The sequence below is a fragment of the Pannonibacter phragmitetus DSM 14782 genome (assembly GCF_000382365.1).
Taxonomy (GTDB): Bacteria; Pseudomonadota; Alphaproteobacteria; order Rhizobiales; family Stappiaceae; genus Pannonibacter; species Pannonibacter phragmitetus.
Map to the genome: position 1 here is coordinate 362,439 of NZ_KB908215.1, position 26,419 is coordinate 388,857.

The 26,419-nt window shown below is 63.1% G+C and carries 26 protein-coding genes; 14 read left to right on the plus strand and 12 right to left on the minus strand.

Annotated elements, in window-relative coordinates; genetic code table 11:
- Positions 1-72 precede the first annotated feature (72 nt).
- Complete coding sequence (locus H163_RS0101705; protein WP_019962808.1) at positions 73-528, minus strand: cache domain-containing protein; 456 nt, start codon at positions 526-528, stop codon at positions 73-75.
- A gap of 409 nt (positions 529-937) precedes the next feature.
- Here H163_RS0101705 and H163_RS0101710 point away from each other — a divergent pair, with 409 nt between their 5' ends.
- Complete coding sequence (locus H163_RS0101710; RefSeq protein WP_147290401.1) at positions 938-1,285, plus strand: hypothetical protein; 348 nt, start codon at positions 938-940, stop codon at positions 1,283-1,285.
- Positions 1,286-1,360: 75 nt separating this feature from the next.
- Here the strand turns inward: H163_RS0101710 and H163_RS0101715 are convergent, their stop codons facing one another.
- The 4 genes from H163_RS0101715 to H163_RS0101730 all read right to left on the minus strand — a co-directional run bounded on the left by H163_RS0101715 (position 1,361) and on the right by H163_RS0101730 (position 3,856).
- Positions 1,361-1,561 (minus strand): YgaP family membrane protein, encoded by a 201-nt coding sequence (locus H163_RS0101715; RefSeq protein ID WP_019962810.1) that lies wholly within the window; start codon positions 1,559-1,561, stop codon positions 1,361-1,363.
- Between the two features lie 134 nt (positions 1,562-1,695).
- Positions 1,696-2,379, minus strand: coding sequence for a Crp/Fnr family transcriptional regulator (locus H163_RS0101720; RefSeq protein ID WP_019962811.1), 684 nt, complete (start codon positions 2,377-2,379; stop codon positions 1,696-1,698).
- Positions 2,380-2,464: 85 nt separating this feature from the next.
- On the minus strand, positions 2,465-3,382 hold the full coding sequence (locus H163_RS0101725) for a c-type cytochrome (protein WP_040677766.1): 918 nt from the start codon (positions 3,380-3,382) through the stop codon (positions 2,465-2,467).
- A 24-nt stretch (positions 3,383-3,406) separates the two neighbouring features.
- On the minus strand, positions 3,407-3,856 hold the full coding sequence (locus H163_RS0101730; RefSeq protein ID WP_019962813.1) for a c-type cytochrome: 450 nt from the start codon (positions 3,854-3,856) through the stop codon (positions 3,407-3,409).
- Positions 3,857-4,057: 201 nt separating this feature from the next.
- On the opposite strand from H163_RS0101730, the gene H163_RS0101735 reads away from it, so the two are divergent.
- The 5 genes from H163_RS0101735 (at position 4,058) to H163_RS0101755 (ending at position 8,789) form a co-directional block, all read left to right on the plus strand.
- Positions 4,058-5,182 (plus strand): ABC transporter substrate-binding protein, encoded by a 1,125-nt coding sequence (locus H163_RS0101735; RefSeq protein ID WP_019962814.1) that lies wholly within the window; start codon positions 4,058-4,060, stop codon positions 5,180-5,182.
- An 82-nt stretch (positions 5,183-5,264) separates the two neighbouring features.
- Positions 5,265-6,308, plus strand: a complete 1,044-nt coding sequence (locus tag H163_RS0101740; RefSeq protein WP_019962815.1) for a FecCD family ABC transporter permease — start codon at positions 5,265-5,267, stop codon at positions 6,306-6,308.
- Complete coding sequence (locus H163_RS0101745; RefSeq protein ID WP_019962816.1) at positions 6,305-7,093, plus strand: ABC transporter ATP-binding protein; 789 nt, start codon at positions 6,305-6,307, stop codon at positions 7,091-7,093. Before H163_RS0101740 ends, H163_RS0101745 begins: the two co-directional genes overlap by 4 nt.
- A 57-nt stretch (positions 7,094-7,150) precedes the next feature.
- A complete protein-coding gene (locus H163_RS0101750) occupies positions 7,151-7,516 on the plus strand; it encodes a c-type cytochrome (RefSeq protein ID WP_019962817.1) in 366 nt (121 codons plus the stop codon).
- A 103-nt stretch (positions 7,517-7,619) separates the two neighbouring features.
- On the plus strand, positions 7,620-8,789 hold the full coding sequence (locus H163_RS0101755; protein WP_026355341.1) for a YbfB/YjiJ family MFS transporter: 1,170 nt from the start codon (positions 7,620-7,622) through the stop codon (positions 8,787-8,789).
- A gap of 12 nt (positions 8,790-8,801) precedes the next feature.
- On the opposite strand, the gene H163_RS0101760 is transcribed toward H163_RS0101755, so the two are convergent.
- Positions 8,802-9,659 carry a branched-chain amino acid aminotransferase gene (locus H163_RS0101760; RefSeq protein ID WP_019962819.1) on the minus strand — a complete coding sequence of 286 codons (858 nt, stop codon included), beginning with the start codon at positions 9,657-9,659 and terminating at the stop codon, positions 8,802-8,804.
- A 282-nt stretch (positions 9,660-9,941) separates the two neighbouring features.
- On the opposite strand from H163_RS0101760, the gene H163_RS0101765 reads away from it, so the two are divergent.
- From H163_RS0101765 to H163_RS21960, 6 genes are all read left to right on the plus strand, one after another.
- A complete protein-coding gene (locus H163_RS0101765) occupies positions 9,942-10,553 on the plus strand; it encodes a LysE family translocator (protein WP_019962820.1) in 612 nt (203 codons plus the stop codon).
- Between the two features lie 243 nt (positions 10,554-10,796).
- Positions 10,797-11,150 (plus strand): zinc-ribbon domain and TM2 domain-containing protein, encoded by a 354-nt coding sequence (locus H163_RS0101770; protein WP_019962821.1) that lies wholly within the window; start codon positions 10,797-10,799, stop codon positions 11,148-11,150.
- The gene (locus H163_RS23530; RefSeq protein WP_019962822.1) at positions 11,147-11,572 is read left to right on the plus strand and encodes a TM2 domain-containing protein; all 426 of its coding nucleotides are present in this window, start codon (positions 11,147-11,149) and stop codon (positions 11,570-11,572) included. Before H163_RS0101770 ends, H163_RS23530 begins: the two co-directional genes overlap by 4 nt.
- Positions 11,541-11,729 carry a hypothetical protein gene (locus H163_RS24240; protein ID WP_147290400.1) on the plus strand — a complete coding sequence of 63 codons (189 nt, stop codon included), beginning with the start codon at positions 11,541-11,543 and terminating at the stop codon, positions 11,727-11,729. Before H163_RS23530 ends, H163_RS24240 begins: the two co-directional genes overlap by 32 nt.
- 90 nt (positions 11,730-11,819) lie before the next feature.
- The gene (locus H163_RS0101780) at positions 11,820-12,482 is read left to right on the plus strand and encodes a haloacid dehalogenase type II (protein ID WP_019962823.1); all 663 of its coding nucleotides are present in this window, start codon (positions 11,820-11,822) and stop codon (positions 12,480-12,482) included.
- Positions 12,483-12,592: 110 nt separating this feature from the next.
- Complete coding sequence (locus H163_RS21960; RefSeq protein ID WP_147290399.1) at positions 12,593-12,919, plus strand: hypothetical protein; 327 nt, start codon at positions 12,593-12,595, stop codon at positions 12,917-12,919.
- A 159-nt stretch (positions 12,920-13,078) separates the two neighbouring features.
- Here the strand turns inward: H163_RS21960 and katG are convergent, their stop codons facing one another.
- The 4 genes from katG to H163_RS0101805 all read right to left on the minus strand — a co-directional run bounded on the left by katG (position 13,079) and on the right by H163_RS0101805 (position 19,932).
- Positions 13,079-15,256, minus strand: coding sequence for a catalase/peroxidase HPI (gene katG, locus H163_RS0101790; RefSeq protein WP_019962825.1), 2,178 nt, complete (start codon positions 15,254-15,256; stop codon positions 13,079-13,081).
- Between the two features lie 578 nt (positions 15,257-15,834).
- Entirely contained in the window at positions 15,835-17,319 is a 1,485-nt protein-coding gene (locus H163_RS0101795; protein ID WP_019962826.1) for an aldehyde dehydrogenase family protein, read from the minus strand.
- A gap of 33 nt (positions 17,320-17,352) precedes the next feature.
- Positions 17,353-17,796, minus strand: a complete 444-nt coding sequence (locus H163_RS0101800; protein ID WP_019962827.1) for a type III PLP-dependent enzyme domain-containing protein — start codon at positions 17,794-17,796, stop codon at positions 17,353-17,355.
- Positions 17,797-18,609: 813 nt separating this feature from the next.
- Positions 18,610-19,932: an NAD(P)/FAD-dependent oxidoreductase gene (locus H163_RS0101805; RefSeq protein WP_019962829.1), complete on the minus strand. Its 1,323-nt coding sequence runs from the start codon at positions 19,930-19,932 to the stop codon at positions 18,610-18,612.
- A gap of 355 nt (positions 19,933-20,287) precedes the next feature.
- Between H163_RS0101805 and H163_RS0101810 the strand changes: the two genes are divergently transcribed.
- Together H163_RS0101810 and H163_RS0101815 are read left to right on the plus strand one after the other, a co-directional pair.
- A complete protein-coding gene (locus H163_RS0101810; RefSeq protein ID WP_019962830.1) occupies positions 20,288-20,536 on the plus strand; it encodes a helix-turn-helix domain-containing protein in 249 nt (82 codons plus the stop codon).
- The gene (locus H163_RS0101815; RefSeq protein ID WP_026355343.1) at positions 20,537-21,856 is read left to right on the plus strand and encodes a type II toxin-antitoxin system HipA family toxin; all 1,320 of its coding nucleotides are present in this window, start codon (positions 20,537-20,539) and stop codon (positions 21,854-21,856) included.
- Between the two features lie 183 nt (positions 21,857-22,039).
- Here H163_RS0101815 and scpA read toward each other — a convergent pair whose 3' ends face one another.
- Both scpA and H163_RS0101825 read right to left on the minus strand, forming a co-directional pair.
- Positions 22,040-24,205 carry a methylmalonyl-CoA mutase gene (gene scpA, locus H163_RS0101820; RefSeq protein ID WP_019962832.1) on the minus strand — a complete coding sequence of 722 codons (2,166 nt, stop codon included), beginning with the start codon at positions 24,203-24,205 and terminating at the stop codon, positions 22,040-22,042.
- A complete protein-coding gene (locus tag H163_RS0101825; RefSeq protein WP_244296058.1) occupies positions 24,202-26,190 on the minus strand; it encodes a methylmalonyl-CoA mutase family protein in 1,989 nt (662 codons plus the stop codon). Before H163_RS0101825 ends, scpA begins: the two co-directional genes overlap by 4 nt.
- Positions 26,191-26,419: the final 229 nt, after the last annotated feature.

Sequence of the window (26,419 nt, forward strand, 5' to 3'; positions counted from 1 at the left end):
TGTTCCCCCGGCAGTCGTCAAGGCATGAGCAGGGCCGGAAACCCGGCCCTGCCTTGCAGAAGTTCTCTGGTGTTACTTGTAGATACCGACACCACAGATGCCGTCAGCGAAGGGCTTTGCGTAGGATGACTTCGGTTCGATCTTCTTGGAAACCGGATTGGCCCAGCGGTAATCCGTCCAGCCGCCACCGGAAAGGCCAGTCTTCACCATCGCACCGATGAACAGGTTTCCGTCCGCGTCCTTCAGCTCGGACAGGTTCTTGCCGATCAGCTTCTCGTTGGCACCATGCGCCAGAGCAACGCCGTCCTTGTCGAAGCAGAAGACATAGAGGTCACGGTCCTGCCAGCCTTTGTCCTTGCTGGAAAAGTCGGCATAAGCCTGCTCGGCACCAGCGGTCTTGAAATGAGCCTCTGCCTTATCGAGCAGCTTCATGGCGTCGTCGGCGCTGGCGCGCTCTTCCGCGAAAGCAGCACCCATGGCCAGAGCCGACGAAATCACAGCAACAGCAATGCGGGAAATCTTGAGCATTTTTGCCCTCCTTTTATATAACCCAGGAGTAAATGAACAAAATCTCGTTAAGATTCCGTTTTACACAAGCATAAAACGCTTTGCGAAATTTTTTTCGCTATTTTATACATCGATATATTTCTGAAATGTTTCGAAACAATTCAGATAACGTGATTTTTTACATAATCAACCAGAAGTCAATTCCGTTCTTGGTAACGTAATTCGATAGCGTCACAGTCCTGCTGCCGGAGATGCGTCTTCCCAACTGACGTAACTCCCCTCATAAAGCAGCAAGGGGCAGATCTGCAGGGATACAACCCTAAGCGAATGCAATAGCCTCTGACACGTTGAAGGTTCAGAGCAAGACAGTCACCGGATTTGTGATGATGGGAACACTTCAATCCGCCTCATGTTTGGAGAAGTCATGAAAATGTTGAAGAGATCCACGCTCGCCGCACTGGTCCTCGTGATCGGGCAATCGGCAGCCATGGCGCAGGGCAGTTTTCTGGAGCATCTTCTCCTGTCACCGACCCGCACGCCGGGGGACGTCCCGGAGACCTATGGCACGGCTTATGACTGCCGTCCGCTGAAAGCCGCCAATCAGACGGCTGGTGTCTGGCGCGGCCTGATCGGTGGCCAGGTCTGGCCGGATGCAAGGGAAACCCGCCCCGTCAGCCGCGAAGGCTGTTTCAAGACTGAACAGGAATGCCAGGCCTTCCTGAACGTGATGGGCGGCTATATCGACTTCGTCTATTCGCGGGAATGCAAGCGGCTGTAAAAATTCCCGATAGATGCAAGAAAGCCGGAGCATGGGGCTGCTCCGGCTTTCTGTCTGCGGGATCAATGCAGGGGGTCAGTTTGCCCTGCAGGTCTTGATCCCGAACAGCGTATAGGCAGGGCACCAGCCCACCAGTGCAACCACTGCCGGAATGACGCCGAACCAGCCAATCCACTTCCAGCTGATGTCAGCTGGTCCGAAAAGGGCGAAACCGATCAGCGCGATGCCACTCACAAAGCGGATGGCCCGGTCGAGGGTTCCCATGTTCACAGTCATATCCCGTCCCCTTGGCTCAAGGCCTGTCCGGACAATCCGGACGGTCAGAGGACGTTAGCCCCGGCGGAGAGCCCCGTCTGTGACATGGTCACAATCGAGGCTCAGCCGCGTAGTTGCACTTATTTCTCGCCCGCTCAGCCCGCATTGGCAATCCGGCGAAGCGCCGCAGCGTCAAGCAGCCGCACCTCACCACGCCCTTGCGCAATATGGCCCGCCTCGGCCCAGCGTCCCAGCAGCCGGGCAATCACCTCGCGGGCGCTGCCGGTTTCTGCGGCAAGCGCAGCCTGTGTCAGGTGAATGGCTGCCCCGTCCCCGGCCAGTTCAAGCAGCAGCCGGGCCAGCCGGGCATCCAGCCGGTGAAACATGGCGTCTTCCATCTTCCGCAGAATGCTGGCGAGACGCAGGCTGAACCCCTGAAAGATGCGCCTTCGGAACACCGGCTCGCTGTCGAGCAGCCGTGCCACAACTCCGGCCGGTATCATGAAGGCCTGGCATGCTGTTTCCGTGATGCCTGACGCGGCATAAGGCTCTTCGCCCAGCAGGCAGGATGTGGTCAGCACACAGCTCTCGCCCGGGGCGACGCGGTACAGGAGGATTTCCCGGCCTGTATCGGATGTCATCAGCACGCGGACGCTGCCCGAGGTAAGCACCAGCCAACCAGGGCAGGCCTGCCCGGGCGCGAAGACTTCGGTTCCAGCCGGAATGGTCATCTGCCGCAGGGCCTGTTCAACGGCGCGGCGTCCGGCTTCGGAGATATCCGAAAGCCCCATCAGGCGCAGCGCCTCTTCAAAATTGCTGCCCGCAATCTGTCCGCTCATGCCCCTGCTCCGCACCACTGTAATCGCTGCCAGTCTAGCGGCAGCAGATCGGGGCAAGCCAGTGCGGAAGACTGCGGCCTTTCATCTATTGGCCCTGCGCGTGGGCGGGAATGGCCTTCAGATAGGCGGCAATGGCCTCCCGGTCTTCTGACGTCAGCCGGGCCATGTTCTCCTGTACGGCGACCATTTCCCCGCCAACGGAGTCATAGGAGGGCGTGAAGCCGCTTTCGAGATAATAGGCGATGTCAGCAGCGGACCATTCCCCGATACCACCCTCTCCGCCGGTGATGTTGGGGATCGTGCCCTCTCCTGTGGGCACCTTTGCGCCCGCAAGCCACTGATCCAGCTTCAGGCCACCCGCCATGTCGCGGGGCGTGTGGCATTCGCTGCAGTGGCCGGGCCCTTCCACCAGATACTGGCCCCGCTGCAGCTGCTCGTCGATCCTCTGCAACACGGTGGCAGGACCCGGATCGAGATACATGAGCTTCCACAGTCCCAGTCCCCGCCGCAAGGTGAAGGGAAAGGCCAGCTCATGGCCGGGCGCGGCGCCCTGCACCGGCTCCAGCGTCTTCAGGAACGCGAAGAGATCGGAAATGTCCTGATCCTTCATGCGGGCATAGGATGTGTAGGGAAAGGCGGGGTAGTAATGCTCGCCCTCGGGCGAAATTCCGGCCAGCATCGCATTGGCAAAGTCCGGCAGCGCCCAGCTGCCGATGCCCGCTTCAATGTCCGGTGAGATATTCGGGGCGACGAAGACACCGAAAGGGGTTTCCAGCCTCAGGCCGCCGCCCAGCTTCAGCTTGTCCAGCCCCGATGCGCCCGGCGCGGCGTGGCAGGAGGCGCAGCCTCCTGCCCAGAACATCACTTCTCCCCGCCCGGCATTACCCTCCGGAAGGGCCGCAAGCCGCACGGGATCAATCGCGGCAGGCGCAGTCAGCGCCCAGAAACCCAATCCACCCGCTCCCATGACAAGAGCGCCGGCAAGAGCCAGTTTCTTCAGCATCGGACCACGCCTTCCACGGCTCTCTTACTTCTGCACCCGGTAAACCTCGTGACAGGCCTTGCAGCTGCCCATGACCGGCCCCATCGCAGCCTTGAAGGCCTCCACATCGGCCGGGCCATCCTTGCCGGAGGCCTGTGCGGCAGCGCCCGTGGCGGCCGCAAACTTGGCAAGCGCTGCCTCAAAGCCAGCCGAATCTTCCCAAATCTTCGGGCTGGCGGAAGAACCGGCTGCGTTCTGTGTGCCATCGGGATAGAACGCACCAAAGGAATGTGCTGCTGCATTCATCGAGGCAATGGCCGCCTTGCCTGCTGCAGGGCTGTAAGCCATGTCCCCCTTCATCATCGCACCGGCAAGACCGGCATTGGCAGCCACGGACTGCATGATGGCCTTGCGGGTCGCGACAGGGTCACCGGCAGCCGATGCCGCAGTCAGGGTTACGGCCAGCAGAGCGCCAGCCACAAAATATTTGCGCATCAAAGTCTCCCTCAAAAGAGCCGGCCGCGTCACTGGCCGGTACGCCCATTCAGACCCGACTGCGCCGCAAAACTGAAATCACGGACGCGTGAGAGCGGATGATCCACAAAAGACTATGGAGGATTACGGACAGGAGGGCTTTAAAGTTGACTATTTTTATCAAGTTTGACAAACGGACACATCCTCAATCGGGAGTAGTCCATGCGCATTTTCAAGCACTTGAGAACCGGCACCCTCGCGGGTCTGCTGGGCCTTGCCGCCGCCACCAGCCTCACCACAACCGCCTTTGCGGAAGAAAAAACCTTCACGGATGTGATCGGCCGTGAGGTCAAGGCGGACCTGCCGTCCAAGCGCGTCCTGCTCGGCTTCTACTTCGAAGACTTCATGGCCGTTGGCGGCGAAGCCTCCTACGACAACGTTGTCGGCATTTCGCGCGAAGCCTGGGAAGGCTGGCGCCCGGCGTCCTGGACCCGTTACGTCAAGCACCGCCCCTCCCTCGATGCCCTGCCGGACGTGGGCGAAGTGGAAGCCCAGACCTTCTCCGTCGAAAAGGTTCTGGAGTTGAAGCCGGACATGGTTGTTCTCGCCGACTGGCAGTACAAGGGTCTCGGCCTTGACGCTGACCGCATCGAAGAGGCAGGCATTCCGATTGCTGTCGTCGATTTCAACGCCCAGACGCTGGAACGCCATCTGGACAGCGCCCGTGTCCTCGGCCTGATCACGGGCGAGGAAGACCGCGCCGCGCAGATCGCAGGTGAGTACAAGGCAACCGCCGACCTGATCACCAAGCGCATCGCCGATGCGGGCAAGCCGCAGCCGAAGATCTACGTTGAGTTCGGCAACAAGGGTCCGGCCGAGCACAGCTTCACCTTTGGAAAAAACATGTGGGGCGCCATGGCCACTGCGGCGGGCGGCGACAACATCGCAGCCCCCTTCGTCGAATGGTGGGGCCCGATCAATCCGGAGCAGGTGCTGGCCTCCAAGCCGGACGTCATTGTGATCTCCGGCACCGAGTCCCGCAAAAATCCGACGTCGATGCTCATGGGCGAGGACGTGACCAAGGCCGAGGCGCTTGAACGCCTGAAGGGCTTCACCAGCCGCGCCGGGTGGAACGAACTCCCCGCAGTGCAGAACGGGCGTTTCTATGGCGTCTATCAGGGTGCATCCCGCACCCTGGCCGACCAAGCCATGCTGCAGTTCTTCGCCAAGGTGCTCTATCCGGACCTCTTCACCGACCTGAACCCGGACGAGACCTACAAGGCCTTCTACAAGAAGTACCTGCCGGTGGCTCCCGAGGGCACTTTCACCCTCGCCATCAAGGAATAAGCCCTCCCATAGCCAGCGCCCGGGACATGAACCTCCCGGGCGCGAGCATGCAAGCTGCCTCTTTCAGGGACTTCGCAAACCAGTGACCGGCACAACTCATGTTGCGACCGCGATTGCAAGCCAGCGCAACCGGGAACGGCGGCGCTGGCGCCTGCTTTTCGGCCTCACCCTCTTCTGCTGCGTGACGCTGGTGCTCGACATCGGCACCGGCCCTTCCATGCTCAGCCCTGCCGATGTTCTGGCGGGCCTTCTACGGCTGGAAGGCACGGACAGCATGACGGTAACCATCGTCAACGGCCTGCGCCTGCCGATGGCGCTGATGGCCCTTGTTGTCGGTTGCGCGCTGGGGGCGGGCGGGGCGGAAATCCAGACCCTTCTGAACAACCCCATGGCCAGCCCCTACACCCTCGGCCTTGCCGCTGCTGCCGGGCTCGGCGCAGCCTTCAGCATTTTCACCGGAGGCTTCGGCCTGCATCCGGCCATCGCTGTGCCGCTGGGTGCCTTCCTGTTCTCCATGCTGGCTGCGGCGTTCCTCTTCGCCCTTGCGGCCTTTGCGCGGGTGTCCTCCACCATGCTGGTGCTGGCGGGCATTGCGCTGCTCTTCTTCTTCCAGTCGCTTCTGTCGCTGCTGCAGTTCATCGCTTCGCCGGAAGTGGGACAACAGATCCTGTTCTGGCTGTTCGGCAGCCTGACCAAGACCACCTGGACCAGCCTCTGGGTCACGCTTGGCGTCACCGTCTTCTGCGTGACGCTGCTGTTCCGTGACGCCTGGAAGCTCACCGCCCTCAGGCTGGGCGAGGCGCGGGCGCAGAGCCTTGGCGTCAACCTCACGCATCTGCGCGTCACCACGCTGACGCTGACGGCGCTCATGACCTCCACCGCCATCAGCTTCGTCGGCATCATCGGTTTCGTCGGCCTTGTCGCCCCGCATGTGGCGCGGCTGCTGGTGGGCGAGGATCAGCGCTTCTTCCTGCCCATGTCGATGGTGGCGGGCGCAGCCTTCCTGTCCATGGCCTCGGTCATCTCCAAGGTGGTCATTCCCGGCGCGTTGTTTCCGGTCGGCATCGTCACCGCCATGGTCGGCGTGCCCTTCTTCTTCTGGATCATGCTGGCACGGCGGCGATGAACGATCTCATCCTTCAGGACATCACCCTCTTCCGGGGCAAGCACTGCGTCGCCCGTGACCTTTCCCTGCGGTTTGAGCCGGGCAAGGTGCATGTCATCCTCGGCCCCAATGGCGCAGGCAAGTCCTCGCTGCTGCGCGCGCTCTTCGGCGAGTTCTGGCCGCAGACGGGCCGCATCGCCCATGGCGAGAAGCAACTCACCCGCGAAACCCTGCGCCAGTGGCGCAAGGCCATCGGCTACATGCCGCAGGACACTGCCCTGGAGGCCTCCCTCACCGCGCTGGAAGTGGTGCTTCTGGGCCGTATGGATGAACTCTCCTTCCACGTGGATGACGCAACGCTCCATGCCGCCGTCACCACCATGGATGCGGCAGGAATTGCGCATCTGGCCAGCCACGACATTCTCTCGCTCAGCGGCGGCCAGCGGCAGCTCGCCCTGTTTGCGCAGGTGCTGCTGCGCGATCCCGGCATCCTCTTGCTGGACGAGCCGGTCAGCGCGCTCGACATGCACCATCAGCAGAAGCTGCTGGATATCGTCCACCGCGAGACCCGTGCTCGAAACCGCATCAGCATCCTGATCCTGCATGACCTCAGCCTTGCCGCCCAATATGCCGACCAGCTGATCCTCATCGGCGGCGGAGAACTGAAAGCCGCAGGCAGCCCCGCCGAGGTGCTGAAGGCGGACCTCATCAGCCGCACCTATGGCGTCGATGTGGAAATCCTCACCGACAGTGCCGGCGCCCCCGTCGTCCGCCCCTTGCGGACAGCGCTGGCAAGCCCATTCTGACACTCAAGGACCGAAAGAGAAAAAATGAGGCCACTCTTCACAGCTTTGACTCTGCTCATGGCCGGGACGCTCACCGCCCAAGCTGCGGATGACGCCGCCAAGGGCCGCAAGGTCTTCGCCAAATGCGCCATCTGCCACAAGGTTGGGCCAGATGCAGGCGTTACCTCAGCCGGTGTTGGCCTCAACGGCATTGTCGGCAAGACGATAGGCTCCGAGCCCGGTTTCCAGTATTCAACTGCCATGGCCGCCCTCGGGGCGGAAGGAAAGGTATGGGACGAGGCCTTTCTTGCCCTGTTCCTTCAGGATCCGGCGGCAGCTGTGCCCGGCACACGCATGGCCTTTGCTGGGCTCAAGCGGCAGGCGGAAGTTGACTTCCTTCTGGTTTATCTGCGCCAGATACAGCCTGATGGAACAGGACATTGATGCTGGACAGCCCCGTCCTTCAGGCTTCCTCATCCACTTGAGGGGCTTCGCCGGGCGGCAGAGCTGGTCTAGTGTCGGCTCACCTGCCAGCCGGAGCCCATCCGTGACATCTGCCGCCCCTTCTACTGCCTCCCCCGTCCATCTTGCTCTCGGCGGCCTGCTGTCGCTGGCGGCGGCCATGGGCATCGGGCGTTTCGTCTACACGCCCGTGCTGCCTTTCATGATCGCGCAGGTGCCTCTCAGCAAGGCAGACGGCGGACTGATCGCCTCTGCCAATTTCCTCGGCTATCTGTTGGGGGCGCTTGCAGCCTCGTCCGGTTCCCTGCCCGGTGGCCGCCGGGTGTGGTTTCTCGGCTCGCTGATTGCCAGCTCTGCCCTTTCCTTCGCCATGGCCTGGACGGACAGCGTTCCGGCCTTCATGCTGCTGCGGTTTCTGGCGGGTCTTGCCAGCGCATTCGCCTTCGTTTTCTCCGCAACACTCATCCTCGACCGGCTGGCGCAGGCCGGACGGCCCGGATTGTCGGCGCTCTATTTCTCGGGCGTTGGTGCGGGGATTGCGGGCTCTGCCCTCATCGTCTCCGGCCTTGCCGCCATGGGCGCAGACTGGCAGGGCTTGTGGACGGGCTGCGGCGTCATCAGTCTGGCACTGACGGCAATTATCGCATGGATGGTGCCGGGCGCACCCGATACAGCCCCAGCAGCCCCCGCGAAAACCGGCCCCCGCCGCCTTCCCGCCGGACTGCCTCAGCTGATCGCAGCCTACGGGCTTTTCGGCATAGGCTATGTGGTGACGGCCACCTTCATCGCCGTGATCGCCCGCTCCGATCCGGCGCTGGCAACGGCCGAACCCTATCTCTGGCTGATCGTCGGCCTCGCCGCGGCCCCGTCCATTTTCATCTGGAACCGGATAGCCGCCCGCACCGGCGTGCCGCGTGCCTATGCGCTGGCCTGTGTGATTGAGGCTTGCGGCGTTGCCCTCAGCGTCACGGCGGCCGGTCCCGCAGGCATCCTGCTGGCGGCGTTTCTGCTCGGCGCTACCTTCATGGGCATCACCGCGCTGGGTCTTATCGAGGCCCGCCGGCTGTCCACCGGCGATCCTCGCCGCACCATCGCACTGATGACCGCCAGTTTCGGCCTTGGCCAGATGCTGGGGCCCAGCCTTGCTGGCTTTGCCGCAGGCAGCACCGGCAGCTTTGCCCTGCCTTCGGCAGGGGCCGCCCTCTGCCTGCTGCTGGCTGCCGGACTGGTGCTTATCCCTGCCCGGCAGCAGTGATCAGCCGAATCTTCAGCCGTGGGCGAAGTCCCAATAGAGTTCCCGCGCCTTGGCTGCCACCGGACCCGGCTGCAAGCTGCGCTCCTCGATGCGGTTCACCGGCACCACCTTGGAGTAGTTGCCGGTCGAGAAGATCTCGTCCGCCTCCTGGAACTCACGATAACCAATGGTGCGCTCATGCACCGCATGGCCCGCCTTGCGCAGCAGCTGGATCACCCGCTGGCGCGTGATGCCATTGAGGAATGTTCCATTCGGCGCAGGCGTATGCAACGCCCCGTCCTTGACCATGAAGATGTTGGCACTGGTCAGCTCGGCCACATTGCCCAGCATGTCCAGCACCACCGCATTGTCAAAGCCGCGGCCCTTGGCTTCGGCCATGGCGCGGGCGTTGTTGGGATAAAGGCAGCCTGCCTTGGCATTCACCGGCATGGTTTCCATGGTCGGGCGGCGGAACGGGGACAGGGTGATGGAGAAGGAAGCACCGGCCGGCGCCATCGGCGCCTCGAACAGGCACAGGCAGAACCGGGTGCTGTCAGGATCACCCACAATCACCCCCGGCCCGTCGCCTTCCGCCCAATACATCGGCTTGATGTAGATGGCACTGCCCGGTTTGAACTTGGCGACGCCCTCACGGGTCATCTCGATCATTTCGCCAACACTGACGGTGGGCTTGAGACCAAGGGCAACAGCCGAATCATTCACGCGCTGGCAATGCAGGTCGAGATCCGGCGTCACGCCCTCGAAGAACCGGGCCCCGTCAAAGACCGAAGATCCCAGCCAGGCCGCATGGGTGCGCGGCCCCATCAGCGGCGGATTGCCCTCATGCCAGGCGCCATCCACATAGGTCCAGGTCTCACTCCAGCCGCTCATCTTGCGCGCCCTCCGCTGTATTTTTCACTGCCAGCGAACAAACGCCCGGAAAAAGGCAAGGTCAACCGTTTGACGCCCTTCACCCAAAAATCGGAAGACTTGCTCCGGCAAGGCCGCGCCCGGACAGGCTCTCATTCCTGAAAAGCGGCCTTGCAGGAAAATTGATCCGCGCAGCTATCTGCACTGTCTACTTCCCGGCTCACAAAGCCTTTGATCTTTCACGGATTCCGCCTGATCCTCCGTCTGCCCGCCCCTCGCCTGGCGCTATCCGGAGGACTGACCATGGACCTCTCCACGCTTCTTGCCTTTGCTGCCGCCTTCTTCGTCTTTGCCGCCAGCCCCGGCCCGGACAACATGACCATCATCGCCCGCACCCTGTCGCATGGGACCGCTTCCGGTCTTGCCTATGGGGCAGGCACCGTGGCGGGCATCCTCATTTTCCTCTGCCTTGCCGCCTTCGGCCTGTCGCTGCTGGCCTCGGAAATGGGCACGGCCATGACCGTGCTGCGCTACGCCGGCGCCCTGTGGCTGATCTGGACCGGCATCCGCCTGTGGACAGCGGAGCCGGTGGTGCCAGCGCTGCAGCCCACCGGCAGCGGCAATCTCCTGTCCGCCTTCGCCACCGGCATTGCCCTCAACCTCGGCAATCCGAAGATGCCGCTGTTTTATGTGGCGCTTCTGCCCAATGTGGCCGGAACCGCCCTCACCCCGTTGAGTGTGCTGGAGCTTGCCGCCGTCATTCTGGCGGTTGAAGTGGTGGTCATCGGCGGGCATATTCTCCTCACCATGCGCGCCCGCCGCCTGCTGCGCAGCCCTGCCGTCGTGCGCCGGGTCAACCGCACCGCCGGAGCTGTCATGGCCGGAACGGGTGCCACGCTCATCGTTACCCGCTGAAACCTCCCCCTCACAGGAAGCCAGATCTTGGAACAGCGCCTTCAACCCGTTCTGGACCGTGGATGAAAACGGCGCCATCGCGCTGCCGGGCTGAAGGTTCAGGCCGGGCGGTGGAGAAGCTGTGACTACCAGCCGGAAACCTGCAATTTGTGATCCTGCGGACATGACCCTGCAGCTTTCACCGTGTTAAGACCCGTCCGCTTGTTGCGAAAAGCAACTCAATTTTCGATCAGAGGTCTTCAAATGTCGTCGAGCACCGTTTCGGTTCCCAATTCTGGCATGGGTGCCAATCCGTCCATGATTTTCTGTGGCACCTGCGGCCATCAGATTGCGTCAACGGCACCGTCCTGCCCCAAGTGCGGCGCACCGAACGCATTGGCCGCAACGCCTGTTTCCGAGAAGAGCATGGTTGCTGCGGCTCTGCTTTGCTTCTTCCTCGGCACCTTCGGCATCCACCGTTTCTACACCGGCAAGATCGGCACCGGCATCCTCATGATCCTGACGCTCGGCGGCCTTGGCATCTGGTCGCTCATTGACCTGATCATGATCATCGTCGGGTCCTACAAGGACAAGCAGGGGCTGCCGCTCCGCCGATGAGTGAGCCCCGCACAGAGCCGCAGGGCGGCGGATGGAGCTTCTGCATCCACTGCGGGGACAAGATCGCTTTCCGGGCGCATTTCTGCCCGCATTGCGGTTCCCCCCAGCCGGAAGCAGGCAAAGCACAGGCAGAGAACGTCAGTGACAAGAGCTACGGCGTTGGGGTTGCCCTGTGCGGCGTTTTCGGCGTGATGGGGCTCCATCACTTCTACCTCGGCAACATCCTGCACGGCCTGTTCGACCTTGGGCTCTTCGCGCTCTGGATCTTCTGCCTTCTCGTGGCACCTGCCCAGGGCACGAACCTCATCCTGATTGGCCTTCTGCTTCTGGCCATTGATGTGCTGCACACAATCTATGTGTTCTTCCGGCTCATCGTTGGAAAGCAGCGCGATGGCAGCGGACGGCTCGTCGCAGTGCCCTGAACAGCCCGGCCAGAGCAAAAAACTAGAACCGGTTCTGCGGCTGGAATTGCGTGAAATGAACGGAAAGAGCACTTTCGATGGCAGCGTCTTCATCGAAAGTGCTCCAGCGTCCGCTGTTCAGGTCAACAGCGATATCGGCCTTTACCCTTTGTCCTGATTGCATCCCGGCAAATGATCGGCATATGTTCGGACGCTGTTCAGGAAAGCTGACGGCGGATCTTGTCCTGCGACCCCACGGAGCATCCCGATGGCCCATTCGGCCTATGTCTTTGACGCTTACGGCACCCTTTTTGATGTTCACGCCGCCGTGCGCAAACATGCTGCGAAACTGGGGCCCGACGCGCAGACCTTTTCCTTCGTGTGGCGGCAGAAGCAGCTGGAATATTCCTGGGTCCGCGCCCTCATGCAGCGCTACGAGGACTTCTGGGTGCTGACCGAGCAGGCGCTCGACACCACCTTCAATCTCTTCCCCTCCGCCGACCGGGGCCTCAGGGCCGACCTTCTCAACGCCTACTGGGCGCTGGACTGCTATCCGGAAGTGCCGGAAGTGCTCACCAGCCTGAAACAGGCCGGGGCGCGGCTCGCCATCCTGTCCAACGGCACGCCGTCCATGCTGGAATCAGCGGCCAAGGCTGCCGGCATCACCGAGCTTCTGGACGAGATCTTCTCGGTGCATGACCTGCGCACCTACAAGACCGATCCGCGCGTCTATGAACTGGTCACGAACCACTTCCGGGTCTATCCGGAGGCGATTTCCTTCCAGTCCTCGAACCGCTGGGACATTGCAGGCGCCACCGCCTATGGCTTCCGCACCGTCTGGATGAACCGCACCGCCCAGCCGGACGAATATCCGGACCTGGCCCCCAGCGCCGTTCTGTCGGACCTGACGGGCCTGCCGTTTCTGGTCTGACCGCCATTCCGGCAAGCTCCGGGCAAGTTAAGGCGTCTAACCCTGTGATAACTGACAGGAGGATGAACGGCTGCGCATGCTGCGCGCCGCTATTGCCATTTGGACAAACCATGACCCGCGCAACCCCGGCCCGTACAGGCCACCGTTTCCGCCCGCCGCAGCTCAAGCCAGCCTTAAGGGCCCGGATGCGCGGCGGCCGCCTGAAGACGGAAGACGGCGCGGACATCACGCCCTGCACCCTGTTTGATGCGGAAAGCGGCGAGACAGGCGCCCTCATCGAGGTGAAAGTCACCCTGCCGCCCCGCGTTCTGGTGCTGGACGAGCAGGATCAGACGGTTTGCCCAGCCAGCGTTCTATGGCATCACGGCCGCCAGGCTGCCCTCAGCCTGACGGGCCAGCCAATGCTCGCCAGCCGGCATCAGGGTCTTCAGATCTGAAGCCAGTCAGCTGGCCAACCAGGCCGCAACCATGCGGATTCGCGCAGGTCCTTCGGCGCCGCACATTCTGCCGTGACAAGCCTCCACATGAAGACACAAAACGGCGCCCCGGTTTCCCGGAGCGCCGCGTGTTTTGTTTCCGTGACCGGACGGATCAGATCAGGCCGTCAGGTCGAAGCGGTCTGCATTCATCACCTTGACCCAGGCAGCCACGAAGTCCTTCACGAACTTCTCTGCCGCGTCATCCTGGGCATAGATCTCGGCATAGGCGCGCAGGATCGAGTTGGAACCGAACACCAGATCCACACGGGTCGCCGTCCACTTCACCGCGCCGGTCTTGCGGTCGCGGATTTCGTAGAGGTTCTTGCCAGCCGGCTTCCAAGTGTAGGCCATGTCGGTCAGGTTGACGAAGAAGTCCGCCGTCAGCGCCCCTTCGCGGTCCGTGAACACGCCATGCTTGGAGCCGCCGTGATTGGTGCCCAGAACGCGCATGCCGCCGAGGAGAACGGTCATTTCCGGACCGGTCAGCCCCATCAGCTGGGCGCGGTCGAGCAGCAGCTCTTCCGGCGAAACCACATAGTCCTTCTTCATCCAGTTGCGGAAGCCGTCATGGATCGGCTCCAGCACGCTGAAGGAGTCCGCGTCGGTCATCTCGGCAGTGGCATCACCACGGCCCGGAGCAAAGGGCACGGAGACATCGAAACCGGCGGCCTTGGCAGCCTTCTCGATCCCCACGCTGCCTGCCAGCACGATCACGTCAGCGAGGCTTGCGCCATAGGCCTTGGCGATCGGCTCCAGCACGCCCAGCACCTTGGCAAGACGGGCCGGCTCGTTGCCTTCCCAGTCCTTCTGCGGGGCAAGGCGGATGCGGGCACCGTTGGCACCGCCGCGCATGTCAGAGCCGCGATAGGTGCGGGCGCTGTCCCAGGCGGTGGACACCAGTTCGGCAACCGAAAGCCCGCTGGCGGCGATCTTCGACTTGATGGCGCCGATGTCGTAGTTCTTCGGGCCAGCCGGGATCGGGTCCTGCCAGATCAGGTCTTCCTTCGGCGCATCCGGGCCGATGTAGCGCACATTCGGGCCCATGTCGCGGTGGGTCAGCTTGAACCAGGCGCGGGCGAAGGTGTCCTTGAAGTACTCCGGATCAGCCATGAACTTTTCGCAGATGGCCCGGTACTTCGGATCCATCTTCATGGCCATGTCGGCATCGGTCATCATCGGCATGCGGCGGACGGACGGGTCCGTCGAGTCGACCGGCATATGCTCTTCCTTGATGCCGACCGGCTGCCACTGCTGGGCCCCTGCCGGGCTGCGGGTCAGTTCCCACTCATAGCCGAACAGCAGATCGAAGTAGCCCATGTCGAACACGGTCGGATTGGTGGTCCATGCACCTTCGATACCCGAGGTGATGTTGTCGCTGGCACGTCCCGTGTGGTTCGGGTTGACCCAGCCGAGGCCCTGGTTCTCGATGCCTGCCGCTTCCGGCTCAACGCCGAGCGCACCGGCATCGCCATTGCCATGGGCCTTGCCGACGGTGTGGCCACCAGCGGTCAGCGCTGCGGTTTCCTCGTCGTTCATGGCCATGCGGGCGAAGGTCTCGCGCACCTGGGCGGCAGTGGCCAGCGGGTCCGGCTTGCCGTTGACGCCTTCCGGATTCACGTAGATGAGGCCCATCTGCACGGCGGCCAGCGGGTTCTCCATGGTCTCCGGCTTGGTCACGTCCTCATAGCGGTTGTCGGACGGCGCCAGCCATTCCTTTTCCGCACCCCAGTAGGTGTCCTTTTCCGGATGCCAGATGTCCTCACGGCCAAACGAGAAGCCGAAGGTCTTCAGACCCATGTCCTCATAGGCCAAGGTGCCGGAGAGGAGGATGAGGTCGGCCCAGGAGATCTTGTTGCCGTATTTCTTCTTCACCGGCCACAGCAGGCGGCGGGCCTTGTCGAGGCTGGCGTTGTCCGGCCAGGAATTGAGCGGAGCAAAACGGATGTTGCCAGAACCGCCGCCGCCACGGCCATCGGCCAGGCGGTAAGAACCGGCCGAGTGCCAGGCAAGGCGGATCATCAGGCCGCCGTAGTGGCCCCAGTCAGCCGGCCACCAGTCCTTGCTGTCCTTGAGAAGCGCCTTCACATCGGCCTTCAGCGCCTCTGCATCCAGCTTCTTCAGCTCGTCGCGGTAGTTGAAGTCCTTGCCCAGCGGGTTGGACTTGGCGTCATGCTGATGCAGGATGTCGAGGTTGAGGGTGTTCGGCCACCACTCCATGTTCGAATTGCCGGTGGCGGTGTTGCCACCGTGCATCACCGGGCACTTGCCTGCCTTGCTGGCATTCGTCGCGTCCATTGTCTCTCTCCGGTCCATATGGTTCTTGAGGCGGCCAGACGCCGCCTGTGTTTACCCCAAGCGGTACAGCCGACCGCCCGAACATTGGCCCCGGCAGCATCTCTGCCGCCTGAGGCACGTCTGCAGGGCGGCACGGCGCGCCGCCCTCTCCTTCGGCAGGCAGCGGCGGGGTACGCTGCCCGGAAATTCCACTCAGAACTCTGCCCCGCTTCAGCGGGGATCAGCCAACGTTCCCTCTTCAGGAACAGCGCCAGCGACATCACGTTACCCACTTGCTGGAATTAGCAAAATTCGTATCTTCTGATTGCATTGATCAGATTTTCTGATCTAACCGCCGAAATGACGGTTTGGTCATGCAATTCAGGACGTTAGGTCAGTTCCAGGCAGGGGTACGCGGGAACCCTGATCCGCCCATCCCATCCAAACCGCTGCAACAGGTCAAAGATCCCGCGTCGTGGGGCCAAACACCTGACCAGCCAGCAGTCTGCTCGCCGCTCACACTGCCCTCACAAAAGCAGACAGCGTCCGGCACGGTGTGTCCGGACGCTGTCAACAAACAACAACAGAAGCGGCCGGACCTAGGCGTCCTGATAGTACCCCAGCACCGACTTGACTTCGAGATATTCCAGCATGCCCTCAAGGCCATATTCGCGCCCGTTGCCGGACTGCTTGTAGCCGCCAAACGGGGCGTGGGGGTCCCAGGCCGGATAGTTCAGGTGTACCTGGCCGGAGCGGATCTGCGATGCCACATGCCGGACCAGATCCATGTCGCTGCCCTGAACATGAGCTCCGAGGCCATAGACCGTGTCGTTGGCGATGGCGATGGCTTCCTCGACAGTGTCATAGGGAAGGATGCAGAGCACGGGCCCGAAGACCTCGTCCTGTGCGATCCGCATATCCGTGCGCACGTCTGAGAAGATGGTTGGCTTGACGAAGAACCCGGCCTTGAGGCCATCCGGTCGTCCCGGCCCGCCCGCCAGCAGCTTGGCGCCTTCGGCAATGGCCGCGCCGATCATGGTCTGGATGCGGTCAAACTGGGCGCGATTGGCGATGGCCCCGTGCGTTGCCGTTTCCACAAAGGGATCCCCGACAACGACCTCGGCTGCAGCCTTGACGGCGAGCGCCTCGACTTCTGCCAGCCGCTCGCGCGGCACGATCATGCGGGTCGGTGCGCTGCAAGATTGCCCCAGATTGCGGAAGCTGGCAGCAACGCCGGGGGGAACCGCACGCGCAAGATCGGCATCCGGCAAGATAACGTTGGGAGATTTGCCCCCGAGTTCCTGGGCCACGCGCTTCACCGTCATTGCAGCAGCCTGGGCCACCGCAATGCCGGCGCGGGTGGAGCCGGTTATGGAGATCATGTCGACATCGGGGTGCGAGGCGAGCGCGGCCCCAACGTCCGGACCGTTGCCGTGGACGAGGTTGAACACGCCATCCGGGAAGCCCGCCTGCTCGATGGCTTCGGCGAACAGCAGCGCACTCAGCGGCGACAGTTCGCTCGGCTTCAGCACCACGGTGCAGCCCGCAGCAAGGGCCGGAGCCACCTTGGCCGTGATCTGGTAGAGCGGCCAGTTCCACGGCGTAATCAGCGCGCACACGCCGATTGCCTCGCGTGCAATGGCGGTCTGACCGCGCCGTTCGATGAACTGGAAGTCTGCGAGGATCTCCCTTGCGGCCTTCACATGGGCGATGGCCAGCGGCACCTGGGCGCTCCGCGCGTAACTGATCGCCGCCCCCATTTCGAGGCTGAGGCACTGCGCGATGCGTTCGCTCTGCGCCTCGAGCTGCTGCTGCAGACGTTCCAGCAGCGCAGCGCGTTCGCCCGGCTGCGTCCGGCTCCAGCTGGGGAACGCCCGCCGCGCGGCAGCCACCGCAGCATCCACATCAGCGCCGTTTCCGAGCGGAACCCGCGCGATGATCTCTTCGGTGGCCGGATTGACCACATCGGCGTGGGCAGCGCCCTTGGGGGAAACCCATTGGCCGCCGATGTAGAAAAGGCCGAGATGGCCGTTATCGGCGAGGTGCGTGAGCGGGGACGCCGCCCCGCCAGCTGTCAGTTTCATCTTGCTTCTTGCCTCTTGTCGTGGCGGCGGCTTTCACCAGCCGCGAATGCGTTCCCAGCGCGCCTCGATACCGGCCGCCTCGCGTACCGCAGCCAGGGCATCGGCCTGTTCCACCGTGTCGAGCAGCGGTTTGAGTTCTGCGCCGGTGCGGGCGCAAAGTTTCATGGCGCGCAGGGCAGAAGCCGGCGACAGGCCCACTGCATAAGTCATGTCACGATAACCATGGCTGCCGAAATACTCGGCCTCGGCAACCGTTGAGACGGTGATCGGCCCCGGCCCATCCGGAAAGACACGCCGTGCCACATCAATGCTGTTTGCGGTCTTCATATGCGGGCGCAGGATCACGCCCAGTTTCCTCGCATGATCCGCCAGCCGGGTGATGTTGCGGCCGAGCTTGCTGCGGCCGAGCAGAAACGATGGCGTGACGAGATCGTGGATCGATGGCGGGTAAGAGCTGGCTTGTTCTGCGGTTTGCATGCTTGGCACGATCCTCATCACCGGCCGAAAGATTGGTTTTCAGGGACGGACCTGAGGACCGTCCTGCGGCGCAAGCAGACTCTGGAAGAGCCGCACGCCATTGCCGCAACGCTGCGCAGGCCCCAAGGCTATGGCTAGGACTGGGCCGCACTGATGATCGTGCCGGCTGCCGTTTCTCTCACGCTCCGGGCTGTCATAAGGTGCAACAAGGTCCGGCTTCGGCTGAAGTCACGGACAAAATGACACTCCCCGGCCAGGCGCCCCTGCCGTTTGCCGCAGCCAAGCCAGTGGAATCATTCGTTTTTGCCGTTCAATCGGCACAATTGGCGGCGGCAGCGCGGGCAAAGATGCAGTCTGCCCCCTGACACCACCGCCCTGACACGGCCGCCCTGACACGGCCGCCCTGGCACTGCCCCGGCCAGCGGCCTGCCGCAGCACAATTCAACCATCGTACAGCTCGGCCAGCGGACCGGCCGGCTGCGCGCCGTGCTTGAGGGCGGCAAGGTCAACCCCTACCGGACCGCCGCCGCCGATATCATTGTCACGGCAAGCACGAGTTGCCAGCCGCTCTTTATCCGCGGGCACGCCTCTTCTGCGATCTGTTGTCCCAATCCGTCCAGATCGGTGATTTCCAGCACGCGCGGCAGGAGATCGAAGCTGGCACTCTGAAGGTCACCCAGATCGGCGGCGTCATCGAGGAACGGGCACCCGGACGCCGCAGGACTGACACACCGGGCCGGGAAAACGGCGGATGCCAGCTCCCCCGGCCAGTATCCGGGCCGCCCGCACGGGCATGCCGTCTTCCAGCCTCCCTCAGATGGCGGAGACGTCCAGCTTCGAGCCATCAACCAGACGCGACAGGCGGAACGGCGCCGGATCGACGCTGGGCGTGTCGTTGACGATGAGTTCCGCGGCCAGATAGCCCAGCCCCGGCCCCAGACCAAAGCCATGGCCCGAACAGCCCGCCGCGAGCACCAGCCCCTCCACCTTGTCCACCTTGGAGACCACAGGCACGGCGTCCGGCGTACAATCGACGAAGCCGCCCCAGGCACTTTCGATCTTGATGCCCTCCAGCTGGGGGAAGGTCTTGCTGACGCTCTCCACCACCTGGCGGATCAGCCACTTCAACGGCGGCGGGTCCAACTCCCGGTTCTTCTCGAAGATCCGGTCGTCGCTGGCCAGCAGGGCAGACAGTGAATCCGGCCCGGACAGGAACGACTTGCCAATGCCGAGTTTGACATTCTTCAGCCGGCGGATGAACTGCGGCATGAATTCCCGGCTGTAGCGGATGGCCTGGGGTGTGATCTCGAGGTTCGCCTTGCCGCTGATGGCAAGTGTGTAGCTTCCATCCAGCCGGCGCGTGATCGTGCAATAGGGCGTGGAAATTGCCTCGCCGATATTGATCGTCGGGGCGGAGCGCAGCGCAGTCTGGCGGATGCTTGCCTGCGGGAAGCTGACCCCAAGCGGCCTCAGGAACCGCGAGGACCAGGCACCCGCCGAACACAGCACGGCGCTGGTCTTGATATAGCCCTTCTCCGTGTGCACACCGGCGATCCTGCCATTGGCCAGATCAATCCCCCGGGCGGCGCATCCCTGATGGATCGTGGCGCCCAAAGCTCTGGCCCCTTCCGCGATGGCTGGCGCGGCGAGTGCCGGTTCGGCCTTGCCATCGTGCTCCGAATAGGTGCCGCCAACCCATTTGCCACGCGTCTCGGGAACCCGCTCGGCCAGCTCGGCCCGGCTGAGCACGCGGGTGCCGACGCCATAGTCTCTGGCGACTTCACGCCATTTTTCCCAGCCGGCGAGCACCGCTTCGTCATGGGTCGCATAAACAAGGCCGCAACGCCGGAAGCCGAGATCCCGATTGATGTCCCGGGTCAGCTCGTCCCACAGCCGCATGGAGATCACCGAGAGCGGCAACTCCCGCCTGTCGCGGTTCTGCTGGCGGCACCAGCCCCAGTTCCGGCTCGATTGTTCGCAGGCAATGTGCCCCTTCTCGAGCAGCGCCACAGAGAGGCCCCGCTTTGCCAGGAAATAGGCAGCGGTGGCGCCGAGGATGCCCCCGCCCACAATGACGGCATCGGCCTCAGCCGGAAGGCGTTCATCGCTCGGAATGCGTTCGACTATGGGCGGCATGTTCCAATCAACCTCGGCTGCAGGACTGCGGACACAAAGGCCCGATCAGCCCTTCATCGCACCATGCCGGCAAAACAATGCGCCGAAATCACCCAGGATGCCGCCAGATCTGCGGTCTTTCGGGCCGTCCGGCCGGTACGATCTGCTCACGTCTGGCAGGGTCTGGTTCTGCATCCAACGGGGTGCCCGTTTGGCCTGACACCAGCATTCAAGCAAGTCAGTGCCATACATACGCTAAAGCGTATTATTTTCATTTATACGCCGCTGCGTATAACGTAATTTTATACCTTGTAGCGTATAAATTATTTTGATACGCTGGGGCGTATAGGATGAGCAGCAGCGCCTGCGAGGCTTCATGAGCACCATTGTCCGCATCCCATTCCAGATTGGCGCCGCCATACGGCGGCAGCGCAAACTGAAAGGCCTGACACAAGCCCAGCTTGGTCAAAAGACCGGCCTGCGGCAGGCGACAATCTCTCAATTGGAAAAGGGTGAAGGCGGCGCCCAGCTGAAAACGCTGACTGACGTTCTCTCCGCCCTCAATCTCGAACTCGTCATCCAGGAGCGCACCACCTCCCCGGTCAGCTTCGAGGACATCTTCTGAATGGCGCGCAAGAGGCAAAACCCTCCGCTACAGGTGCTGATCAACGGGCGCAGGGCAGGTCTGTTCATGCAGGAAGCCAACGGCGCCGTCTTGTTCAGCTATGAAAGGGACTGGCTGGATTGGGAACATGCCTTTCCGGTCTCCCTGTCCCTCCCCTTGCGCGAAGAGCGCTATTCCGGTGCTGCCGTCATTTCCTTCTTTGAAAACCTGCTGCCGGACAACATCGGAATACGCCGTCAGGTCGCTGCAAGGGTGAAGGCGCACGGCACGGATGCCTACAGCCTGCTCAGCAAGATCGGCGGCGACTGCGTTGGAGCGCTTCAATTCCTTGCAGAGGATGCTGATCCGGGCAAGGCCGGAACCATCTCCGGCCACCCGATCAGCAATGAAGGTATCGCCCGGAAGATCGCAGCCCTCAAGATGGCCCCGCTAGGCATGGATGGCGAGGACGCGTTCAGGATTTCAATTGCAGGCGCGCAGGAAAAGACCGCCTTGCTGCGCCATGCCGGGCAATGGATGATCCCCCAGGGGACGACACCCACGACGCATATCATCAAGCCTCAGATCGGCCAGATTCCGGGCGGCATCGACCTCAGCAACAGCGTCGAGAATGAATATCTCTGCCTGCGCCTCTGTGCGGCTTTCGGCCTCCCGGTAGCCAATGCCGGGATCGTGGACTTTGCTGGCACCAAGGCCCTTGTCATTGAGCGTTTCGACCGCTTCTGGACAGCTGATGGCCGCCTGCTGCGGCTGCCGCAGGAGGATATGTGTCAGGCGCTGTCCGTACCGCCCGAGCGCAAATACCAGGCGGATGGCGGGCCGGACAATCAAGCTGTCATGACGCTGCTGAAGGGCTGCGATAGGCCGGAGGAGGATCAACGCGCCTACCTCAAGGCTCAGATCGTCTTCTGGCTGATTGGAGCAACGGATGGCCACGCCAAGAACTTCAGTATCTTCCTGCTGACCGGAGGCCGCTACCAGCTGACCCCGCTGTATGATGTGCTGACAGCACAGCCGAGCGTTGATGCCGGTCAGGTGGATATCAGCAGGTTCAAGATGGCCATTTCGGCAGGGGACCGCAATCACTACAAGATCGCCAGCATCACACCCCGCCACTTCCTTCAGACGGCAGGACGGTGTGACTTTGATCCGGCCATCATCGCCCGGGAACTCGAAACGCTGCTCGACACAGGCCACGCAGCCGCGCAGGCCTGCATCTCTTCACTGCCCGGCTCCTTTCCTGAAGAGCTGGTGCACTCAACCCTGCAAGGCATGAGATCCCGCCTTCGCAGCATCGAACTCTGGCGCAACGCCAACTGACGCAGCTTGAGGCATTGCCGGCACACAAGGCAACGGTGGCTCCAAAACCGAATACCTTTGCCCCTCCATCGCCCTCCCCGGCGTTGTACCGAGGATCTGCACAAGCCGTTGACCTGCAGATGGCCGGGACAAGCCCGGCCATGACGAAGGAGAGAACACCAGCTTTGTGAGGAATCTGAGCCGCTACGCCGCCGCACTCCCCTCATACCCCAGCCTCGCGTTCAACTTGGCGATGAGGTCCACGGCGGCGTCGGCGATGACGGTGCCGGGGGGGAAGATGGCGGTGGCGCCGGAGGCGTAGAGGGCGTCGTAGTCCTGCGGGGGGACGACGCCGCCGACGACGATCATGATGTCCTCGCGCCCTTCAGCGGCCAGTGCCGCCTTCAGGGCGGGCACCAGGGTGAGGTGGCCGGCGGCCAGCGACGAGACGCCCACCACATGCACGTCGTTTTCCACCGCCTGCCGGGCGGCTTCCTCAGGCGTTGCAAACAGCGGACCGATGTCCACGTCGAAGCCGAGATCAGCAAAGGCGGAGGCGATCACCTTCTGGCCGCGGTCGTGGCCGTCCTGCCCCATCTTGGCGACGAGGATACGCGGGCGGCGCCCGTCGTTTTCCTCGAAGGCCTCGACGAGCTTCTGCACCTTGCCCACCTTGTCCGACATGGCTCCTGCCTCGCGCTTGTAGACGCCGGAAATGGAGCGGATCTCCGCCTTGTGGCGGCCAAACACCTGCTCCATCGCCAGGCTGATTTCGCCCACCGTCGCCTTCGCCCTTGCCGCCTTGACGGAAAGATCCAGCAGGTTGCCTTCGCCGGAGGCAGCGCAGGCGGTAAGGGCGGCCAGCGCGGCCTGTGTTTCGGCCTCGTTGCGCTCGGCCTTGAGGCGCTGCAGCTTTTCGATCTGCATGGCGCGCACCTGCGCGTTGTCCACCTTCAGAACCTCGATGGGCTCTTCAAAGTCCGGCTTGTACTTGTTGACGCCCACCACGGTCTGCGCGCCGCTGTCGATGCGCGCCTGCGTCTTGGCGGCGGCCTCCTCGATGCGCAGCTTCGGAATGCCCTTTTCGATGGCCTTGGCCATGCCGCCCAGCGCCTCGACTTCGGTGATATGCGCCATGGCCTTGGCGGCGAGGTCAGCCGTCAGCTTCTCCACATGGAAGGACCCGCCCCACAGGTCGATGGGGCTGGTGGTGCCGCTTTCCTGCTGCAGGAACAACTGGGTGTTGCGGGCGATGCGGGCGGAAAAGTCGGTCGGCAGGGCCAGCGCCTCATCCAGCGCGTTGGTATGCAGCGACTGCGTGTGGCCTTGCGTCGCCGCCATTGCCTCCACACAGGTGCGGATGACGTTGTTGTAGACATCCTGCGCCGTCAGCGACCAGCCGGAAGTCTGCGAATGGGTGCGCAGCGACAGGGACTTGTCACTCTTCGGCGCAAAGTTCTGCTGCATCAGCTGCGCCCAGATCAGGCGCGCGGCACGCAGCTTGGCCACTTCCATGAAGAAGTTCATGCCGATGGCCCAGAAGAACGACAGGCGCGGCGCGAACTGGTCAATGTCCATGCCTGCCGCCACCCCGGCGCGGGCATATTCGATGCCGTCGGCGATGGTATAGGCCAGCTCCAGATCCGCCGTCGCCCCGGCCTCCTGCATGTGATAGCCGGAAATGGAGATGGAGTTGAATTTCGGCATGTTCTGCGAGGTATAGGCAAAAATGTCCGAAATGATCCGCATCGAGGGCGCGGGCGGGTAGATGTAGGTGTTGCGGACCATGAACTCCTTCAGGATGTCGTTCTGGATGGTCCCCGACAGCAGGTTCTGTGCCACGCCCTGCTCTTCGGCGGCAACGATATAGAGCGCCAGCACCGGCAGCACGGCACCGTTCATGGTCATGGACACGCTCATCTGGTCCAGCGGAATGCCGGAAAACAGCGTGCGCATGTCGAAGATGCTGTCGATGGCCACGCCCGCCATGCCCACGTCCCCGGCCACACGCGGGTGGTCGCTGTCATAGCCGCGATGGGTGGCAAGGTCGAAGGCGACGGAAAGCCCCTTCTGTCCGGCCGCCAGATTGCGCCGGTAGAAGGCGTTGGAATCCTCCGCCGTGGAGAAGCCCGCATACTGGCGCACGGTCCAGGGCTGCTGCACATACATGGTGGGGTAAGGCCCGCGCACGAAAGGCGGCAGGCCGGGGTAGCTGTCGAGATGCGGGAGGCCCTCAAGATCGGCAGCTGTTGGCACCGGCGGCACGGCGATGCCCTCCGGCGTCATCCAGCTGTCCAGGCCCTCAGGCGCTTCGGCCTTGCCCAGTGCGTCACGGAACGGGCGGTCGGCAAAATTCGGAATACGGCTCACAGCAGCCCCTCCCCTGATGTTTCCGCCGCAACCGGCAATCCAAGACGCCGGTGCGCATTGGCAAGGATGTCCAGCATGGCACAGCCCTCAAAGACAAAGACGCCGACACCCGCATCCTTCAACGGCGCTTCCAGTTCACCCGGCTTTCCGGCCAGATAGATGTGCCTGGCCCCGGCGGCAGACAGGGCAGCGGCCGCTTCCGCGCCTTGCGCGGCATAAATCTTGTCGGAAGAGACGAGGCAGACCAGCGGCGCCCCGCTGGCGCGCCAGGCCTCGACGGTGGCGCCGATGCCATCTGTCTCAGCCCCGCCGGTCACCGGCAGGCCGCCCGCCTCGAAGAAGTTCTTGGCCCAGGTTGCCCTTGCGGTGAAATCCGCCAGCGGCCCCAGAACCGCCAGGAAAACGGTGCGCCCTGCCGGATTGGTCAGGGCTGCAGCCTCCCGCAGGTGCTCGAATGGCTCGGACAGGCGCTCCGTCCGGGGGAACAGTGCCAGCAGCTGAATGTTGTCGATCAACGGGCGGGAAGCCATGATGTCGGTCAGCGTTGCGCCCTGTTCCAGAGCCTCGAAGATGCTCTGCATCACCGGCCCCTCCCCCGGCTTGGGCAGGGCAATGGCCGCCGATCCTGTATCCAGCAGCAGATGCTCACCGGACAGCACGCGAACGGGCCCTTCCTTAAGGTTAGGGAATGCACTGACGCCGGTGATCGGCTGGCGCCGCCGGGCAATCTTCTGGCATCGCTCCGCCCTTGCCGCATCCAGGCGCTTCTGCACGCTGCCCGCAACCATCGCCTCCAGGATGCCTCCGGCAGCTTCCGTTTCCTGAAACAGCTCCCAGGCCGCAGCCACCAGAGCGTCCGTGCGGGCTTCGATGGCGCCAGAACCGGCACCCGGATCGGCCACCCGGTGCAGGTTGCATTCCTCGATCAGAATGGCTTGCGTGTTGCGGGCAACGCGCCGGGCCAGACTGTCCGGCAAGCCGCAGGCGGCGGTAAAGGGCAGCACCGTGATGCTGTCCGCCCCGCCGGCACCGGCGGCAAAGCAGGCGACGGTGCTGCGCAGCATGTTCACGTATGGATCGGCCTTGGTCAGCATCCGCCAGGATGTTTCCATGTGCAGCTGCAGATGATGCTGCGGCAAGCCGCTTTGCGCCAGCACCGCGGCCCAGAGCCGCCGGATGGCACGGGCCTTGGCGATGGTGCCGGTCTGATCGGCCGTGGCAGCCAGCGTCATGCTGATGCGGGCGGCTGGGTTGTCCCCCCCTGCCCCTTCTGCATCAAAGTCGCGCAGATACTGCAGGGCGGTTGCCAGCGTCCAGGCAAGTTCCTGCGCGTCTGTCGCCCCACGGTTGTGCCAGCTGCGGCCATCGCCGCACATCAGCGGCCCGTTCAGGCCGCGATCCGCAGCGAAACGGTCCAGATCGGCCATCCGCTTGCGCAGAACGGCAACCGAGTTCTTCAGCGTGCCCGTGAGGACAAGTTTGGTGACATAATCACTGCAGGAAATGATGTTCAGCTGCGAGGGGTCGAGCCCCTTTCTCAGGGCATGGCCGAGCAGCAGGGTCAGCGCCGATCCGTTTTCATAGCCACCGTCGAGGCGAATGGTGATGAGATCGCTGTAGACGCCCTCGAACAGACGGTCGAAGCCTGCCGCGTCCTGCGCCCCGCAGCCGAACCCATAGGCACTGGCCGATGAGGTGAGCACCAGATCGATGCCATCGGCACCGCCAGCCAGGTCCTCCAGCATGAGCCGGTTGGCCGTTTCGATATCCGGATGATCAACGCGCTGCAGGATCTTCCAGGGCTGACCGGCCTGCCGGCCTGCGCGCGGGGCGGCATCGGCCTTGCGCGCATACAGCGGCTCGATAGCAAAACCGTCCTCACTGCGCGCGACCAGACGCTCGCGCGGGGCGCCCTTCAGCGCCTTGTCAACGGCCGCCAGCCAAGCGGTTTCATCTGGTGTCCAGTCCGGGTGCAGTTCTGCCACGACGCTCAACTCCTCGGGAATGTCACCTTTATTCCATCTGGAGAAGAGCGAAACAAGCTCGCCCAAAGGCTGAAGCCTTTTCGCCTTCGCGAGCCCGGCCGCCGGATTGAAGCCGCCAAGGCGCACCTTCCCCCGTCTTTGGCAAATTGCTCCGCTTGCAGAGTGCAAATTGGCGGATTTGGCAAAAACTATGCTCATATTACGGTTGGTATTTTTATGGTTTCTGGGC

What these genes read in the sequence shown, in the direction of transcription:
- H163_RS0101705 (WP_019962808.1), bottom strand. Translation starts at nt 528, where the DNA reads ATGCTCAAGATTTCCCGCATTGCTGTTGCTGTGATTTCGTCGGCTCTG.
- H163_RS0101710 (WP_147290401.1), top strand. Translation starts at nt 938, where the DNA reads ATGTTGAAGAGATCCACGCTCGCCGCACTGGTCCTCGTGATCGGGCAA.
- H163_RS0101715 (WP_019962810.1), bottom strand. Translation starts at nt 1,561, where the DNA reads ATGACTGTGAACATGGGAACCCTCGACCGGGCCATCCGCTTTGTGAGT.
- H163_RS0101720 (WP_019962811.1), bottom strand. Translation starts at nt 2,379, where the DNA reads ATGAGCGGACAGATTGCGGGCAGCAATTTTGAAGAGGCGCTGCGCCTG.
- H163_RS0101725 (WP_040677766.1), bottom strand. Translation starts at nt 3,382, where the DNA reads ATGCTGAAGAAACTGGCTCTTGCCGGCGCTCTTGTCATGGGAGCGGGT.
- H163_RS0101730 (WP_019962813.1), bottom strand. Translation starts at nt 3,856, where the DNA reads ATGCGCAAATATTTTGTGGCTGGCGCTCTGCTGGCCGTAACCCTGACT.
- H163_RS0101735 (WP_019962814.1), top strand. Translation starts at nt 4,058, where the DNA reads ATGCGCATTTTCAAGCACTTGAGAACCGGCACCCTCGCGGGTCTGCTG.
- H163_RS0101745 (WP_019962816.1), top strand. Translation starts at nt 6,305, where the DNA reads ATGAACGATCTCATCCTTCAGGACATCACCCTCTTCCGGGGCAAGCAC.
- H163_RS0101750 (WP_019962817.1), top strand. Translation starts at nt 7,151, where the DNA reads ATGGCCGGGACGCTCACCGCCCAAGCTGCGGATGACGCCGCCAAGGGC.
- H163_RS0101760 (WP_019962819.1), bottom strand. Translation starts at nt 9,659, where the DNA reads ATGAGCGGCTGGAGTGAGACCTGGACCTATGTGGATGGCGCCTGGCAT.
- H163_RS0101765 (WP_019962820.1), top strand. Translation starts at nt 9,942, where the DNA reads ATGGACCTCTCCACGCTTCTTGCCTTTGCTGCCGCCTTCTTCGTCTTT.
- H163_RS0101770 (WP_019962821.1), top strand. Translation starts at nt 10,797, where the DNA reads ATGTCGTCGAGCACCGTTTCGGTTCCCAATTCTGGCATGGGTGCCAAT.
- H163_RS23530 (WP_019962822.1), top strand. Translation starts at nt 11,147, where the DNA reads ATGAGTGAGCCCCGCACAGAGCCGCAGGGCGGCGGATGGAGCTTCTGC.
- H163_RS24240 (WP_147290400.1), top strand. Translation starts at nt 11,541, where the DNA reads ATGGCAGCGGACGGCTCGTCGCAGTGCCCTGAACAGCCCGGCCAGAGC.
- H163_RS0101780 (WP_019962823.1), top strand. Translation starts at nt 11,820, where the DNA reads ATGGCCCATTCGGCCTATGTCTTTGACGCTTACGGCACCCTTTTTGAT.
- H163_RS21960 (WP_147290399.1), top strand. Translation starts at nt 12,593, where the DNA reads ATGACCCGCGCAACCCCGGCCCGTACAGGCCACCGTTTCCGCCCGCCG.
- katG (WP_019962825.1), bottom strand. Translation starts at nt 15,256, where the DNA reads ATGGACGCGACGAATGCCAGCAAGGCAGGCAAGTGCCCGGTGATGCAC.
- H163_RS0101795 (WP_019962826.1), bottom strand. Translation starts at nt 17,319, where the DNA reads ATGAAACTGACAGCTGGCGGGGCGGCGTCCCCGCTCACGCACCTCGCC.
- H163_RS0101800 (WP_019962827.1), bottom strand. Translation starts at nt 17,796, where the DNA reads ATGCAAACCGCAGAACAAGCCAGCTCTTACCCGCCATCGATCCACGAT.
- H163_RS0101805 (WP_019962829.1), bottom strand. Translation starts at nt 19,932, where the DNA reads ATGCCGCCCATAGTCGAACGCATTCCGAGCGATGAACGCCTTCCGGCT.
- H163_RS0101810 (WP_019962830.1), top strand. Translation starts at nt 20,288, where the DNA reads ATGAGCACCATTGTCCGCATCCCATTCCAGATTGGCGCCGCCATACGG.
- H163_RS0101815 (WP_026355343.1), top strand. Translation starts at nt 20,537, where the DNA reads ATGGCGCGCAAGAGGCAAAACCCTCCGCTACAGGTGCTGATCAACGGG.